The 16,994-nt window shown below is 74.1% G+C and carries 1 protein-coding gene and 1 pseudogene; both read right to left on the reverse strand.

Annotated features, from left to right (window positions below; genetic code table 11):
* A partial coding sequence (locus tag OG982_RS30825) for a type I polyketide synthase (protein ID WP_266950266.1) occupies window positions 1-5,409 on the reverse strand: 5,409 nt, incomplete at its 3' end.
* Between the two features lie 147 nt (window positions 5,410-5,556).
* Window positions 5,557-16,716 (reverse strand): annotated as a pseudogene (locus OG982_RS30830) (SDR family NAD(P)-dependent oxidoreductase); the annotation flags it as partial.
* Window positions 16,717-16,994: the final 278 nt, after the last annotated feature.

Here is a 16,994-nt window from a genome sequence, read left to right on the forward strand (position 1 = left end):
GCAGCGGCCGTCGGTGGACAGGCCTCGCTGGCGGCTGAACTCGATGAAGGTGCCAGGCGTGGACATGACCGTCACACCGCCGGCCAGGGCCATGGAGCACTCGCCGCTCCGCAGCGCCTGCACCGCGAGGTGCAGGGCCACGAGCGATGCCGAGCAGGCCGTGTCGACGGTGACCGCCGGGCCCTCCAGGCCGAAGGTGTACGAGAGCCGGCCGGAGACGACGCTGCCCGCGCTGCCGGTGGCCAGGTGTCCTTCGAGGCCGTCGGCCGCACCCCGTACGAGGTGGGAGTAGTCGGAGCCGTTGGTCCCGACGAACACGCCGGACTGGCTGCCGCGGAGGGTGTCCGGGTCGATGCCGGCCCGCTCGAAGACCTCCCACGAGGTCTCCAGCAGCAGCCGCTGCTGCGGGTCCATGGCCAGGGCCTCGCGCGGGGAGATCCCGAAGAACGCCGGGTCGAAGGCGGCCGCGTCGGAGAGGAAGCCGCCCTCGCGGGTGTAGGAGGTGCCCTGCGCGTTGGGGTCGGGGTCGTACAGCGCCTCGACGTCCCAGCCCCGGTCGGCCGGGAACTGCGAGAGGGCGTCGCCGCCGGAGGCGAGCAGCTGCCACAGTTCCTCGGGGCTGCGGACGCCGCCGGGGAAGCGGCAGCTCATCGCGACGACGGCGATCGGCTCGGCGTCGGACGCGGAGGCGGAGGCAGTCGGTACGAGCGTGGCGCCGACCGCGCCCTGCCCGGCGAGCTCTGCCCGCAGGTGGCGGGCGAGGACGGTGGGCGTCGGGTAGTCGAAGACGAGGGTGGGCGGCAGCTTGAGGCCGGCGGCGGCGTTCAGGCGGTTGCGCAGCTCAACGGAGGTGAGGGAGTCGAAGCCCAGCTCCTTGAACGCCCGGCCGGCCTCGACGGCGTCGGGCCCGGCGTAGCCGAGGACGGCGGCGACGGCGGTACGGACCAGCTCCAGCAGCAGCCGTTCCTGCTCGGCCTCGGGCTGCCCGGCGAGCTGCCGGGTGAGGACGGCGGCGCTGCCGGTGTCCTCGGCCGCGTCGGTACGGGCGTGCTCCATGGCCTGCCGCGCCTCGGGCAGGTCGTGCAGCAGCGGCCGGGCGCGGCCGGAGGTGAAGGCCAGGACGAAGCGCTTCCACTCCATGTCGGCAACGGTCAGCGTGGTCTCGTCACGGTCCAGCGCGTGCTGGAGTGCGCTGACGGCCCGCTCGGGAGCCATCTCGATGACGCCGTGGCGGCGCATCCGGTCGCCGACGGCGCCTTCGGCCATGCCTCCGTCGCCCCAGGGGCCCCAGGCGAGGGAGGTGGCGGGCAGCCCGGCGGCGCGCCGGTACTCGGCGAAGGCGTCGAGGAACGCGTTGCCCGGCGCGTAGTTGCCCTGGCCGGGGGCGCCGAAGGTGGCGGCGAAGGAGGAGAAGAGGACGAACGCGGACAGGTCGAGGTCGCGGGTCAGCTCGTGCAGGTGCAGCGTGGCGTCCACCTTGACCCGCAGGACGCGCTCGACCTGCTCGGGCGTGAGCGCCTCGATCACTCCGTCGTCGAGGACGGCGGCGGTGTGTACGACGGCGGTCAGCGGCCGGTCGGCGGGGACGGAGGCCAGGAGGGCGGCGAGGGCGTCGCGGTCGCTGACGTCGCAGGCGGCGAGCGTGACCTCGGCGCCCAGGGCCGTCAGTTCCTCGCGCAGCCCGTCCGCGCCGGGCGCCTCGGCCCCGCGGCGGCTGGTCAGGATCAGGTGCTCGGCGCCGTTCTCCGCCAGCCAGCGGGCCACGTGCGCACCCAGGGCGCCCGTACCACCGGTGACCAGCGTCGTCCCGGCCGGACGCCACTCGCGCACCGGCGGGGTTTCGGCCAGCCGGGCCCGCACGAGACGTCGCACGAAGAGCCCCGAGGACCGCACGGCCACCTGGTCCTCGGCGGCGTCCCCGGCAAGCACGCCGACGAGTCGTCCGAGCGTCCGGGCGTCGGTCTGCGCGGGCAGGTCGATCAGACCGCCCCAACGCTCGCCGTGTTCCAGGGCCGTGACGCGGCCGAGTCCCCAGATCGGGGCCTGCGCGGGATCGGCCTGCTGCTCGGAACGGCCCACGGACACCGCGCCACGGGTGACGCACCAGAGCGGAGCGGCAACGTCGGCGTCACCGAGGGCCTGGACGAGCGCGAGGGTGGCGATCACCCCGGCGGGCGCGGCGGAGCCGATCGGCTCCGCTTCGGCCCCGGCGGGGGTCAGGAGGGACAGCACGCCCGCCACGGCGGGGCCGTCGGCGAGTGCCTCACGGATCCGCTCGACCAGCTCGGCACGGGCGTCGTGGGTACGGGGGACCGCGATCTGCCGTACATCGGCCCCGTGTTCGGCGAGCGCGCGCACGACGGCGTCGGCTCCCTCACCGGCCTCCGGGACCGCGACGAGCCAAGTGCCGGTGAGACGGGTGGCGGCGGGCTCGGGAGCCGGCTTCCAGGTGATCCGGTAGCGCCAGCCGTCGACCGTGGAGCGCTCCTGCCGACGGCGCCGCCAGGAGGACAGCGCGGGCAGGAGAGCGGTGAGCGTCTCGTCCCCGTCGATGGCCAGCTCGGCGGTGAGGGCGGCCACGTCCTGGCGCTCGACGGCCTCCCAGAAGTGGGCGTCGGCGGTGTCGGCCGGGGACACGGCGGGGCCGGCGTCCGGGGCGGTACCGCTTTCGAGCCAGAAGTGCTCCTGCTGGAAGGCGTAGGTGGGCAGGTCGACGCGCTGGGCGCCGGTGCCGGCGAAGACCGCGTCCCAGTCGACCGTCACGCCGCGGACGTAGGCCTCACCCAAGGAGAGCCAGAAACGCTCCAGACCGCCCTCGTTGCGGCGCAGGGAGCCCAGGATCGCAGCCTCGCGGCCCGCGTCCTCGACGGTCTCCTGCATGCCGACGGTCAGCACCGGGTGCGGACTCGACTCGATGAACACACCGAAGCCCTGCTCCAGGAGCGTGCGGGTCGCCTGCTCCAGCTCGACTGTCTGACGCAGGTTGCGGAACCAGTAACCGGCATCCAGCTCGGTGCCGCTGACCCATTCGCCGGTGACCGTGGACAGGAACGGAACCTCCGCCGCCTGCGGAACGATCGGGGCGAGAAGGGTGTCGAGCTCCTCACGGAGCAGCTCCACCTGCGCCGAATGCGAGGCGTAGTCCACCGCGATCCGCTTGGCACGAACCCCGTCCGCCTCACACGAGGCGAGGAGCTCCTCCAGGGCCTGGACCTCGCCGGAGACGACCACGGAAGACGGGCCGTTGACGGCAGCGACGGAAATCCGCTCCTCACCCCACGGCGCGATCCGCTCACGTACCTCGGCAGCGGGCAGCGGCACGGACACCATGCCGCCCAAGCCGGCCAGCACCCGCCCGATCGCCTGACTCCGCAAAGCCACGACACGAGCCGCGTCCTCCAGGGACAAGATCCCGGCGACGCAGGCGGCCGCGATCTCACCCTGCGAATGCCCGATCACCGCACCCGGACGCACACCCGCCGAACGCCACACCTCAGCCAACGACACCATCACCGCGAACAGAGCCGGCTGCACGACATCCACCCGGTCGAGCGAGGGCACGCCATCGGCACCCCGGAGCACATCCACCAACGACCAGTCGGTGAAGGGCTCCAGCGCCTTCGCACACTCATCCACCCGCGCGGCGAACTCGGGCGAGGCGTCGAGCAGCCCCGCCGCCATGCCCACCCACTGCGAGCCCTGACCCGGGAACACGAAGGCGGTCTTGCCACCGACCACGGACCCGGTCACCACACCAGCGGCCAGCGAACCCGACGCAACCGCAGCCACACCGGCAGCGTGATCGCCGAGAACGACGGCCCGGTGATCCAGCCCCGCACGCGTCGCCGCCAACGACCAGCCCACATCCAGCGGATCCACACCCGGCACACCCGCCAGCCAGCCGGACAGCCGCTCCGCCTGCGCCCGCAACGCCCCCGCGCTCTTGCCCGACAGCACCCACGGCACCACCGGCATCCCAGAACGAACATCCGGCTCAACGGACTCAGCCGTATCCGCGTCCGCCTCCGGCGCCTGCTCCACGATCACATGCGCGTTCGTCCCGCTGAACCCGAACGACGACACACCCGCACGACGCGGGGCACCGGTCCGCGGCCAGGGGACGCTCTCGCCGATCAAGGAGACGGCGCCCGCCTCCCAGTCCACGTGCGGGGTCGGCTCGTCGAGGTGGAGGGTCTTGGGGACGACGCCGTGCCGCATCGCCTCGACCATCTTGATGATGCTCGCGACACCGGCCGCGGCCTGGGTGTGACCGATGTTGGATTTGATGGAGCCGAGCAGCAGCGGCCGGTCCGCCGGCCGGTCCTGCCCGTACGTCGCGAGCACGGCCTGCGCCTCAATCGGGTCGCCCAGGGTCGTACCCGTGCCGTGCGCCTCCACGACGTCCACCTCGGCGGTGGTGAGGCGGGCGTTGGTGAGCGCCTGGTGGATGACGCGCTGCTGCGAGGGCCCGTTGGGGGCCGTCAGGCCGTTGCTCGCGCCGTCCTGGTTGATCGCGGAGCCGCGGATCACGGCCAGCACCGGGTGTCCGTTGCGCTGCGCGTCCGACAGCCGCTCCACGAGCAGCATGCCGACGCCCTCGCCCCAGCCGGTGCCGTCGGCGGCGGCCGCGAAGGGCTTGCAGCGGCCGTCGGCGGCCAGGCCGCGCTGGCGGCTGAACTCGGTGAAGGTGGCCGGGGTCGCCATCACGGTGACCCCGCCGGCGAGGGCCATGGTGCACTCCCCCGCCCGCAGGGCCTGCACCGCGAGGTGCAGGGTGACCAGGGAGGACGAGCAGGCCGTGTCGACGGTGACGGCGGGGCCTTCGAGGCCGAAGGTGTACGCGACGCGGCCGGAGGCGATGCTGCCGGAGCTGCCGGTGCCGAGGAAGCCCTCGACGCCTTCGGGGACGGAGTCGAGGCGGGCGGTGTAGTCGTGGTACATGACGCCGGCGAAGACGGCCGTCCGGCTGCCGCGCAGGGACGTCGGGTCGATGCCGGCCCGCTCGAACGCCTCCCAGGAGGTCTCCAGCAGGAGCCGCTGGTGCGGGTCCATGGCCAGGGCCTCGCGCGGGGAGATGCCGAAGGGGGCGGGGTCGAAGCGGGCGGCGTCGTAGAGGAAGCCGCCCTCGCTGACGTAGCTGGATCCGGCGCTGTCGGGGTCGGCGTCGTAGAGCGACTCCACGTCCCAGCCCCGGTCGACGGGGAACCCGGAGACGGCGTCGTCACCGTCGGCGACGAGCCGCCACAGGTCCTCGGGGCTGCGGACGCCGCCCGGGTAGCGGCAGCTCATCGCGACGATCGCGACGGGTTCCTGGTTCTGCTCCTCCACCTCGCGCAACCGCCTGCGGGCCTGGCGCAGATCGGCGGTCGCCCGCTTGAGGTAGTCGCGAAGCTTGTCCTCGTTCACCATGTGCGTGGGCTCCATGCCAGAGAGGCGGTCGTACGGGTCTGTCCGTGGGGTGTTCGGGGTGTTCGGGGTGTTCGGGGTGTTCGGGGTGTTCGGGGTGTTCGGGGTGTTCGGGGTGCCGGGCGGGGCGGGGTGCCCCGCCCGGCGTGCTCAGGCGCCGAGTTCGTCGTCGAGCAGGTCGAAGAGCTCGTCGTCGGTCACCGCGTCGAGGTCGTCGTCGGTGTCCTCGTCGGTGCCGGTGCGCCGTCCGGTGTCCTGGCCGGCGTTCCACTTGGCCATGAGGGCCTGGAGGCGCATCGTGATCCGCGAGCGGGTGACGCTGTCCGCGTCCGTCGCGTCCACCGCGCCCAACGCGCTTTCCAGCCGGTCGAGTTCACCGAAGACGGTGGGTCCGCCGGCGCCGAGGGGCAGGGCGGAGCGCAGGTATCCACTGAGCTGTTCGGGGGTCGGGTAGTCGAAGATGAGCGTGGCCGGGAGCCGGAGTCCGGTGGCAGCGCCGAGCCGGTTGCGCAGCTCGACGGCGGTCAGCGAGTCGAAGCCCAGCTCCTTGAACGCGCTGCCCGGTTCGATGGCGGCCGCGCCGTTGTGGCCCAGTACCTGGGCGACGTGGGTGCAGACCGTGTCGAGCAGCACCCGGTCCCGTTCGGCGGGCGGGAGTTGGGCCAGCCGATCGGCCAGCGTCCCCGGGGCGTCCGCGGAGGCGCCGCCGCTCGTCCTGCGTCGTACGGGTGTACGGAGCAGGCCGCGCAGCAGCGGGGCGACGGTGTCGCCCACCTGGGCCTGGAGGGCGGCGAGGTCGATCCGGGCGGGCACGAGCAGGCTCGCGCTCCCCGGCTCCCCGGCCTCGGCGACCGCGGCCGTCGACGCCCGCAGGGCAGCGTCGAAGAGGGCCAGCCCGTCGGCCTCCGACAGCGCGTTCATGCTGCCGCGGCCGAGGCGGCGCCGGTCCTGGTCGTCGAGGGTGGCGGCCATGCCGGCCTCGTCGTCCCACAGGCCCCACGCGAGCGAGAGGCCCGCCAGGCCCTGGGCCCGGCGGTGCTGGGCGAGCGCGTCGAGGAAGGTGTTGCCGGCCGCGTAGTTGGCCTGTCCGGCGTTGCCGAACACGCCGGCCGCCGAGGAGAACAGGACGAACGCCGCCAGGTCGAGGTGCCGGGTCAGCTCGTGCAGGTTCCATGCCGCGTCGGCCTTGGGCCGCAGCACCTTCGCGACCCGCTCGTGCGTGAGCGAGGTGACGGTGCCGTCGTCGAGCACACCGGCGGTGTGCACGACGGCCGTCAGCGGGTGTCCGGCCGGTACGGAGGCCAGCAGGGCGGCCAGCGCGTCCCGGTCGGCCGCGTCGCAGGCCGCCCAGGTGACCCGGGCACCCGACGCGACCAGCTGATCGGCGAGTTCGGTGGCGCCGTCCGCCGCCGCGCCCCGCCGGCTGGTGAGCAGCAGGTGACGTACGCCGTGCTCGGCGACGAGGTGCCGGGCGAACAGGCCGCCCAGGGTGCCGGTGGCCCCGGTGATCAGGACGGTGCCCTCGGGGTCGACGGCGCGGGTGGCGCCCTCGCCCTCGCCCTCGCCCTCGCCCTCGGCTGCGGCCGCGGGCGCGGGCGGGGTGAGGGCCGCGCGGGCCAGCCGGGGCGCCCGTACGGTCCCCCCGCGCAGGGCGAGCTGGGTCTCGTCGGTGGCGAGCGCGGCGGGCAGGGCCCCGTAGGAGGGGGCCTCGCCGTCGAGGTCGACCAGGACGAACCGGCCGGGGTGCTCGGCCTGCGCGGAGCGCACCAGGCCCCACACGGCGGCGTGCGCGAGGTCCGTGACGTCCTCGTCGGGGTCGGCGGCGACGGCCCCGCGGGTGACGACCGCGAGCCGGGAGGCCGCGAACCGCTCGTCCGCCAGCCACCCCTGGACGAGGTCCAGGGCGTGCGCGGTCGCGGCGTGCGCGGCCGAGGCCGCATCCGGTGCCGCGAGGTCGGGCGCCGGCGAGACGAGGACCGTCTCCGGTGCCGGCTCCCCCAGGGCCTCGGCCACGTCGAAGGCCTCGCCCAGGGCGTTCAGGTCCGGGTACGCCGATCCGCAGGCGTCGTCGAGGATCCCGGCCCGTTCCAGGCCGGCGCCGGTCTTGAGCGGGTCCGCGCCGAGCAGCGCCCAGCCGGCACCGGACTCCGGCGCGGCTTCGGGCAGCGTCAGGGCGGTCCAGTCGACCTGGAACAGCGCCTCGCGTACGGGTCCGGTACCGGAACCGGCGGCGGCAGCGATGCCGTCGGCGGCGAAGGGGCGCAGGACGAGCGAGTCGACGGTCAGGACCGGCTCCCCGCTCCCGTCCCACAGGGTCAGCGTCACCGCGTCCCGGCCCGCCGGTGCCATCCGTACGCGCAATCCGGCAGCGCCGGCGGCGTGCAGCCGCACGCCGTCCCAGGAGAACGGCAGCCGCGCGCCCTGCGGGCCCTCGGGGAAGAACTCCCCGAGGCCGACGGCGTGCAGGGCGGCGTCGAGGAGCGCGGGGTGGAGACCGTACGGGGCGGCTTCCGGGAGGCGGTCCTCGTCGAGGGTGACCTCGGCGAACACCTCGTCCCCGAGCCGGTAGGCCCGGCGGAGGTTGCGGAAGGCGGGGCCGTAGCCGAGTCCGATGCCGTCGAAGCCCGGGTACAGGTCGTCAACGGGGCAGGCGACGGCACCGGCCGGCGGCCACTCCCCCAGGGCCTCGATGCCGGTGTCCGTGGCCTCGGGGGCCAGGACGCCGTCGGCGTGACGGGTCCACGGCTCGTCGGGGGCGGTCTGCTCGGGGCGCGAGTAGACCTGGAAGGCCCGGCGCCCCTGCGCGTCCGGCTCGGCCACCGCGAGCCGCAGCTGCGTCCCGCCCGTCTCCGTCAGCACCAGGGGCGCTTCGAGGGTCAGCTCGTCCAGGCGCCCGCAGCCGGCGTGGTCGCCCGCACGGACGGCCAGTTCGACCAGCGCGGCGCCCGGCAGCAGGACGGTGCCCGCGACGCGGTGGTCGGCCAGCCAGAAGTGGGTGCGCAGGGAGAGCCGCCCGGTGAAGAGGAACCCGTCCGAGTCGGGCAGGTCGACCGCCGCGCCGAGGAGCGGATGCGCGGTCGGGCCGAGCCCGGCGGACGCGACGTCGCCACTGAGGGCGTGGGCGGGCGCCTCCAGCCAGTAGCGCTGGCGCTGGAAGGGGTACGTGGGCAGGTCGGCCCTGCGTGCGCCGGTGCCCGTGTAGTACGCGTCCCAGTCGACGGCGATGCCCCGCAGGTGCGCCTGGGCGAGGGCCGAACCGAGGGTGGCTTCCTCGGGGCGCTCCGCGCGCAGGACGGGGAGGAAGGCCGCACCGTCGCGGGTGAGGCAGTCCTGCGCGAGTGCGGAGAGGACGGCCTCGGGGCCGAGTTCGAGGTAGGTGGCGGCTCCCGCGTCCTCCAGGGCGCGGATGCCGTCGAGGAACCTGACGCCCTCGCGGACGTGCCGGACCCAGAAGTCGGCGGAACCCATCTCGTCGTCGGTGACGAGGGCGCCGGTCAGGTTGGACACGATCGGGATGCGGGGGCTCGCGTACGTCAGCCCCTCGACGACCTCGCGGAAGGCGTCGAGCATGCCGTCCATGTGGGGCGAGTGGAAGGCGTGGCTGACGGTCAGCCGCTTGGTCTTCCGGTCGGGGAACGACTCGGCGATCGCCGTCGCGGCGTCCTCGTCGCCCGCGACGACCACGGACTGCGGGCCGTTGACGGCCGCGATGCTGACGCGGTCGGTCAGCAGCGGCAGGACCTCGTCCTCCGACGCCTGCACGGCGATCATCACGCCGCCGGCGGGCAGCGCCTGCATCAGGCGGCCACGGGCCGCGACCAGGGCGCACGCGTCGTCCAGGGACAGCACCCCGGCGACGTGCGCGGCGGCTATCTCGCCGATGGAGTGGCCGGACAGGTAGTCCGGCTGCACGCCGTACGACTCCAGCAGACGGAACAGCGCCACCTCGACCGCGAACAGGGCCGGCTGCGCGTACTCCGTACGGTCGAGCAGGTCCGCTTCGTCTCCGAACAGGGCCTCCTTCAGCGGCAGTTCGAGGTCCAGTCGCTCGCCCACCGCGTCCAGGGCGGCGGCGAAGACCGGGTAGGTCTCGTACAGCTCACGCCCCATGCCCAGCCGCTGGCTGCCCTGTCCGGTGAACAGGAACGCCAGCTTGCCGACGGTCGGCGAGCCTTCCAGCAGGCCGGCCGCCCACTCGCCCTCGGCGAGCGCGGCGAGACCGGCCAGGAAGCCCTCGCGGTCCTCCGCGACCACGGCGGCGCGCCGGTCGAGGGCGGTCCTGCTCGTGGCCAGGGCGTGGCCGACGTCCACGAGGGACAGTTCGGGGTGCTCGACCACATGCGCCGCCAGGCGCGCGGCCTGGTCGCGCAGGGCCTGCGGGTCCTTCGCCGAGAGGAGCCACGGCAGGCTGCCCGGCACCCGGGCCGGCACGGTCCCCGCCTCGGGCTCCACCGGCTCGGGGGCCTGCTCGATGACGGCGTGGGCGTTGGTGCCGCTGAAGCCGAACGAGGAGACGGCGGCCCGGCGCGGGCGGCCCGTCCGCGGCCAGTCCGTGGCCGAGTCCAGAAGGCTCACGGCTCCCGCCGCCCAGTCGACGTGCGGGGTCGGCTGGTCCACGTACAGCGTCTTGGGCAGGACCCCGTGCCGCATCGCCATGACCATCTTGATGATCCCGGCGACACCGGCGGCGGCCTGCGTGTGGCCCATGTTGGACTTGATCGAGCCGAGGAGCAGCGGCCGGTCCGCCGGGCGGTCCTGCCCATAGGTGGCCAGGAGCGCCTGGGCCTCGATCGGGTCGCCGAGGGTCGTGCCCGTGCCGTGGGCCTCCACCGCGTCGACGTCGGCGGCGGACAGACCGGCGTTGGAGAGGGCCTGGCGGATGACGCGTTGCTGCGAGGGCCCGTTGGGGGCCGTCAGGCCGTTGCTCGCGCCGTCCTGGTTGATCGCCGTACCCCGGACCACGGCCAGCACCGGGTGCCCGTTGCGGCGGGCGTCGGAGAGGCGCTCCACCAGGAGCACCCCGGCGCCTTCGGACCAGCCCGTGCCGTCGGCGTCGGCGGAGAACGCCTTGCAGCGGCCGTCGGCCGCGAGGCCCCGCTGCCGGCTGAACTCCACGAAGGCCGCGGGAGTCGCCATCACGGTCACGCCGCCCGCCAGGGCGAGCGAGCATTCCCCGCTGCGCAGCGCCTGCACGGCGAGGTGCAGGGCCACCAGGGAGGAGGAGCAGGCGGTGTCGACGGTGACCGCCGGGCCCTCCAGGCCGAAGGTGTACGAGAGCCGGCCGGAGATCACGCTGGCCGCGTTGCCCGTGCCGAGGAAGCCCTCGACGCCTTCGGGCAGTGCCGCGAGCCGGGAGGCGTAGTCGTGGTACATGACGCCGGCGAAAACGCCGGTCCGGCTGCCGCGCAGGGTCCGCGGGTCGATGCCGGCCCGTTCGAACGCCTCCCAGGAGGTTTCCAGGAGCAGGCGCTGCTGCGGGTCCATGGCCACGGCTTCGCGCGGCGAGATCCCGAAGAACGCCGGGTCGAAGGCGGAGGCGTCGGAGAGGAAGCCGCCCTCGCGGGCATAGCTCGTGCCCTCGTGGCCGGGGTCGGTGTCGAAGAGGGCGTCGACGTCCCAGCCGCGGTCGTCGGGGAACCCGGAGATGACGTCCCGACCCTCCAGGACGAGCTGCCACAGGGCTTCCGGGCTCTCGACGCCACCGGGGTACCGGCAGCCCAGACCCACGATCGCGATCGGCTCGTCGTCGCGGACCGCGACGGCCACCGGTGCGGACGGCGCGGCCGGCACCGTTCCGAGCAGCTCGGCCCGCAGGTGGTCGGCCAGGACCGTGGAGGTCGGGTAGTCGAAGACGAGGGTGGCGGGCAGGCGCAGCCCGGTGGCGGCGCCGATCAGGTTGCGCAGCTCGACGGCGGTCAGGGAGTCGAAGCCCAGCTCGCGGAAGGAACGGTCGGCCTCGACCGCCTCGGGCCCGGCGTGGCCGAGCACCGCAGCGACCTGATTACGTACCAAGTCCAGTACGAAGAGCAGCTGTTCGGCGTCCGTCAGGCCGACGAGGCGTGCCGCCGGTCCGGATGCGTCGGGTGCGGTGGTGTCGGCGGCGCGGCGAGCGGGCGTGCGGACCAGGCCCGAGAGCAGCGGCGGGAGCATCCCGCTGCCGGCTTGGGCCCGGAGGGCGGCCAGGTCGAGCTTGACCGGCACGAGCAGCGGCTGCCCGGCGGCGCAGGCGGCGTCGAACAACGCCGTGCCTTCAACGGCGGTGAGGGCGTTGACACCGCCACGGCCGAGTCGGGACACGTCCTCGGCGTCCAGAGCACCACCCATGCCACCGACCTCGGCCCACAGACCCCAAGCCAGGGACGTGGCCGCCAGACCCTGGGCCCGACGGTGCGCGGCCAGGGCGTCCAGGAAGGTGTTGCCCGCCGCGTAGTTGGCCTGCCCCGCGCCACCGAACACACCGGCGGCAGACGAGAACAGCACGAACGCGGAGAGGTCCAGGTCCTGGGTGAGCTCGTGCAGGTTCCACGCCGCATCCACCTTCGGACGCAGCACCGCCGACAGACGCGCGGCCGTCAGCGAACCGACCACACCGTCATCAAGGACACCCGCCGTGTGCACGACCGCCGTCAGCGGGTGCTCCGCAGGAACGCCGGCGAGTACGGCGGCCAGCGCGTCCCGGTCGGCCACATCACACGCCGCCCACGACACCTCAGCGCCCAGACCGACAAGCTCGGCCGACAACTCCGCCGCCTCACCACGACGGCTCACCAGCAGCAGACGACGCACACCGTGCTCAGCGACCAGATGCCGGGCAAACAGCCCGCCCAGCGAACCACTCGCACCCGTCACCAACACCGTGCCATCGGCATCCCACTCGACGCCCGCACCAGCGGCGACCGCCGTACGCGCCAGCCTCGGCACCAGAACCGAACCACCCCGCACCGCGACCTCGGACTCACCCGAAGCCAATACGGCGGGCAGCGCGCGGTAGGAGGCATCGGTGCCGTCCGTGTCGGCCAGGACGATCCGCCCCGGATTCTCCGACTGCGCCGAACGCACCAGACCCCACACCGAAGCCCGCACCAGGTCGGACACGCCCTCACCCGGTACGGCTTCCACCGCACCCTGGGTCAGGAACACCAGACGCGCATCCGCGAAACGATCCTCGGCCAGCCACTCCTTCAGCAGCTCCAGCACCCGACCCGTCTCCGCGTGCACCGCACCCGCCACACCCTCCGGATCACTGACCCAGGACAGCGGCACGCACACCAGCGCCGGGTCCGCGAGCGTCGCGAGCCCACCGCTGTGCGCCTCGTAGCGCACACCCACCGCATCCAGACCGGCGTGAGCGTCCCCCAGCAGCGCCCAGGGACGCTGCTCCGACGCGGACACCGGGGCGAGCGGCACTGCCGCCCACCCGACCTGGAACAAAGACTCCAGACGACCGCCGCGCGCCGCCCCGATCTGCTCGGGCGAGACCGCCCGCAGCACGAGCGACTCGACCGAGGCCACCGGTGCGCCCGCCAGGTCGGCGAGCTCCAGCGCGACCGCGTCGCGGCCGGCCGGGGCCAGGCGGACCCGTACCGCGGAGGCGCCGGCCGCGTGCAGCCGGACACCGCTCCAGGCGAACGGGAGCCGTCCCTGGCCGGTCTTCTCGACGAGCGCGCCGAGACCGGCCGCGTGGAGGGTCGCGTCCAGGAGCGCCGGGTGGAGACCGAACCAGTCGGCCGCTTCCGCGGTCGCCTCGTCCAGGCTCACCTCCGCGTACACCGCGTCGCCGTGGAGCCAGGCCGAGCGCAGGCCCTGGAAGGCGGGGCCGTAGTCGAATCCGGCCGCGGCGAGGCCTTCGTAGAGGCCGTCGATGTCCACCGGTTCGGCTCCGGTCGGCGGCCAGACCGTGAGGTCGGCTGCCGGGGTCGAGGCGTCGCCGGTGGTGAGGACGCCGGCGGCGTGCCGCGTCCACGGCTCGTCGGCGGGGCTGTCCTCGTCACGGGAGTACAGCGACAGGGCACGTCGGCCGGATTCGTCGGCTCCGGCGACGGACAGCCGCAGCTGGACTCCGCCGCGCTCGGGCAGGACGAGCGGGGCCTCCAGGGTCAGCTCCTCCAGGACGTCGCAGCCGACCTGGTCGCCGGCTCGGACGGCCAGTTCCACGAAGGCCGTGCCCGGCAGGAGCACCGAGCCGAGCACCGCGTGGTCCGCGAGCCAGGGGTGGGTGGTCGACGAGAGCCGGCCGGTGAAGAGGAACCCGTCCGAGTCGGGCAGTTCGACGGCCGCGCCGAGCAGCGGGTGGTCCGTCGTGCCGAGGCCGAAGCCTGCGGCGTCGCCCGGCGTGTTCTGTGCGGTGGGTGCCGAGTCGAGCCAGTACCAGTCGCGCTGGAAGGCGTACGTGGGCAGCTCGACCTGGCGTGCGGCGGTCGGGGCGAAGTACGCCTCCCAGTCCAGCGTCGCACCGTGGGTGTGGGCGAGGGCGAGGGCGTTGCTCAGGGTCTCGGACTCGGGCCGACCGGTGCGGAGGGCGGGCGCGAAGCGGGCCCCGTCCGCGGTCAGGCAGTCCTGGGCCATGGCGGAGAGGATGCCGTCGGGGCCGAGTTCGAGGTACGTCGTGGCTCCGGCGGCTTCCAGGGCGCGGATGCCGTCGAGGAAGCGGACCGCCTCGCGGACATGGCGGACCCAGAAGTCTGCCGATGCCATCTCGTCCGAGACGAGCGCGCCGGTGAGGTTGGAGACGACCGGGATGCGCGGGGCGCCGTACGACAGTTCCTCGGCGACCTTGCGGAAGTCGGCGAGCATGCCGTCCATGTGCGGCGAGTGGAAGGCGTGGCTGACGGTCAGCCGCTTGGACTTGCGGTCCGGGAAGGCCTCGGCGATCGCGACCGCCGCGTCCTCGTCACCCGCGACGACGACCGACCGGGGACCGTTGACCGCCGCGATGCTCACGCGCTCGGTCAGCAGCGGCAGCACCTCGTCCTCGGACGCCTGGAGCGCGATCATCACACCACCGGCCGGGAGCGCCTGCATCAGACGGCCACGAGCCGCGACCAGCGTGCACGCGTCCTCCAGCGAGAACACACCCGCGACATGCGCGGCGGCAATCTCGCCGATGGAGTGACCGGACAGGAAGTCCGGCTTCACACCCCACGACTCCAGCAGCCGGAACAACGCCACCTCGACCGCGAACAACGCCGGCTGGGTGAACTCCGTACGGTCCAGAACCGCGGAGTCCGAGCCGAACAGCACGTCCTTCAGGGGCAGTTCCAGCTGCCCGCACACCGCGTCCAGCGCGGCGGCGAACACCGGGTACGCCTCGTACAGCTCACGCCCCATGCCCAGCCGCTGGCTGCCCTGCCCCGTGAACAGGAACGCAAGCTTCCCGGTTCCGGCAGCGCCCACCGTGCCCCGCGTCACGGCAGCGTTGGCCAGGTCGTTCTTCCCCAGCGCCTCCAGCCCGCGCAGCAGTTCCTCGCGGTCGCCGGCCACGACCACCGCACGGTGGTCGAAGGCGGCGCGCCGGGTCGCCAGTGAGTAGGCCACGTCGGTGGCCCGCAGCTCGGCCGGCTCCCCCAGGTGCGTCCGCAGGCGGGCCGCCTGGCCGCGCAGCGCGTCCGCCGACCTGGCGGACAGCACGTACGGCAGCACCGGCACGCCATCGCCGTCGGCGGCGGTCACAGCCGCCTCCTCCGGAGCCTGCTCGATGATGGTGTGGGCGTTGGTGCCGCTGATGCCGAACGACGACACACCGGCCCGGCGCGGGCGGCCCGTCTCCGGCCACGGCGTGTTCTCGGTGAGCAGCGTGACGGCGCCGTCCTCCCAGTCCACGTGTGGGGTCGGCTCGTCCACGTGCAGCGTCTTGGGCAGGACCCCGTGCCGCATCGCCATGATCATCTTGATGATGCCCGCGACACCGGCGGCGGCCTGCGTGTGGCCCATGTTGGACTTGATCGAGCCCAGCCACAGCGGCTCGTCCGCCGCACGCTCCCGGCCGTACGTCGCCAGCAGCGCCTGTGCCTCGATCGGGTCGCCCAGGGTCGTACCCGTGCCGTGCGCCTCGACCACGTCGATCTGCTCGCTGGTCAGTCCGCCGGAGGCCAGGGCCTGGCGGATGACGCGCTGCTGGGACGGACCGTTCGGGGCAGTCAGGCCGTTGGAGGCGCCGTCCTGGTTGATCGCGGAGCCCCGGACCACGGCCAGTACCGGGTGGCCGTTGCGGCGGGCGTCCGACAGCCGCTCGACGAGCAGCATGCCCGCGCCCTCGGCCCAGCTGGTGCCGTCGGCGGCCGCGGCGAAGGACTTGATGCGGCCGTCGGCGGCCAGCCCGCGCTGGCGGCTGAACTCGGTGAAGGTGCCCGGCGTCGACATGACGGTGACGCCGCCGGCCAGTGCCATGGTGCATTCGCCGCCCCGCAGCGCCTGGATCGCCCAGTGCAGGGCGACGAGGGAGGAGGAGCAGGCCGTGTCGACGGTGACCGCAGGGCCTTCCAGGCCGAAGGCGTACGAGACGCGGCCCGAGGCGATGCTGCCGGAGTTGCCGGTGCCGAGGTACCCCTCGACGCCGTCGGGCACGGAGGTGATCCGGGTGGCGTAGTCGTGGTACATGATGCCCGCGAAGACGCCGGTGCGGCTGCCCCGCATGGTGGCCGGGTCGATGCCGGCCCGCTCGAACGCCTCCCACGAGGTCTCCAGCAGCAGTCGCTGCTGCGGGTCCATGGCCACGGCCTCGCGCGGCGAGATCCCGAAGAACGCCGGGTCGAACCGGCCCGCGTCGTGGAGGAAGCCGCCGGAGCGGGTGTAGCTGGTGCCCTTGCCGTCCGGGTCCGGGTCGTAGAGGGACTCCAGGTCCCAGCCGCGGCCCTGCGGGAACTCCGAGATGGCGTCGGTGCCACCCACCACCAGGCGCCACAGGTCCTCGGGGGTTTCGACCCCGCCGGGGTAGCGGCAGCTCATGCCGACGATCGCGATGGGGTCGTCGTGGAGCGCGGCGCCGAGGGACGCGGGCACGGCGGTGGCCGCGGCGGCCGTCTCCTCGTCCGGGGTCAGGGACAGGCCCAGGACCTCGGTCCGCAGGTACGCCGCGAGCGCGCTCGGCGTGGGGTAGTCGAAGACGAGCGTGGCGGGCAGCCGTTCGCCGATGGCGGCGCCGAGGCGGTTGCGCAGCTCGACCGAGGTCAGGGAGTCGAAGCCGAGCTCCTTGAACGCCCGGTCGGCCGGCACCTCGTCGGTCGAGGCGTGGCCGAGTACGGCGGCCACCTCGGCCCGGACCGTCTCCAGCAGGGCCGCCTCCCGCTCTTCGGCGGGCAGCGCGGACAGCCGCGTACGGAGCGCGGCCCCGTCGGCCGTGGCACCCTGGCCGACCGCCCGGCGTGCCGGTACGCGGACCAGGCCGCGCAGCAGGTCGGGAACCATGCCGGTGCGTGCCTGGGCGCGGAGGGCGGCCAGGTCGAGCGGGAGGGGTACGAGCAGCGGGTCGTCCGTGCGGCGGGCCGCGTCGAAGAGGGCGAGGCCGGTCTCCGGCGCGAGGACGCCGATGCCGCCGCGGTTGATGCGGTCGCGGTCGCCGTCGGCCAGGTCACCGCCCATGCCGCCGACCC

Origin of the sequence: Streptomyces sp. NBC_01551, assembly GCF_026339935.1 — a bacterium.
Taxonomy (GTDB): Bacteria; Actinomycetota; Actinomycetes; order Streptomycetales; family Streptomycetaceae; genus Streptomyces.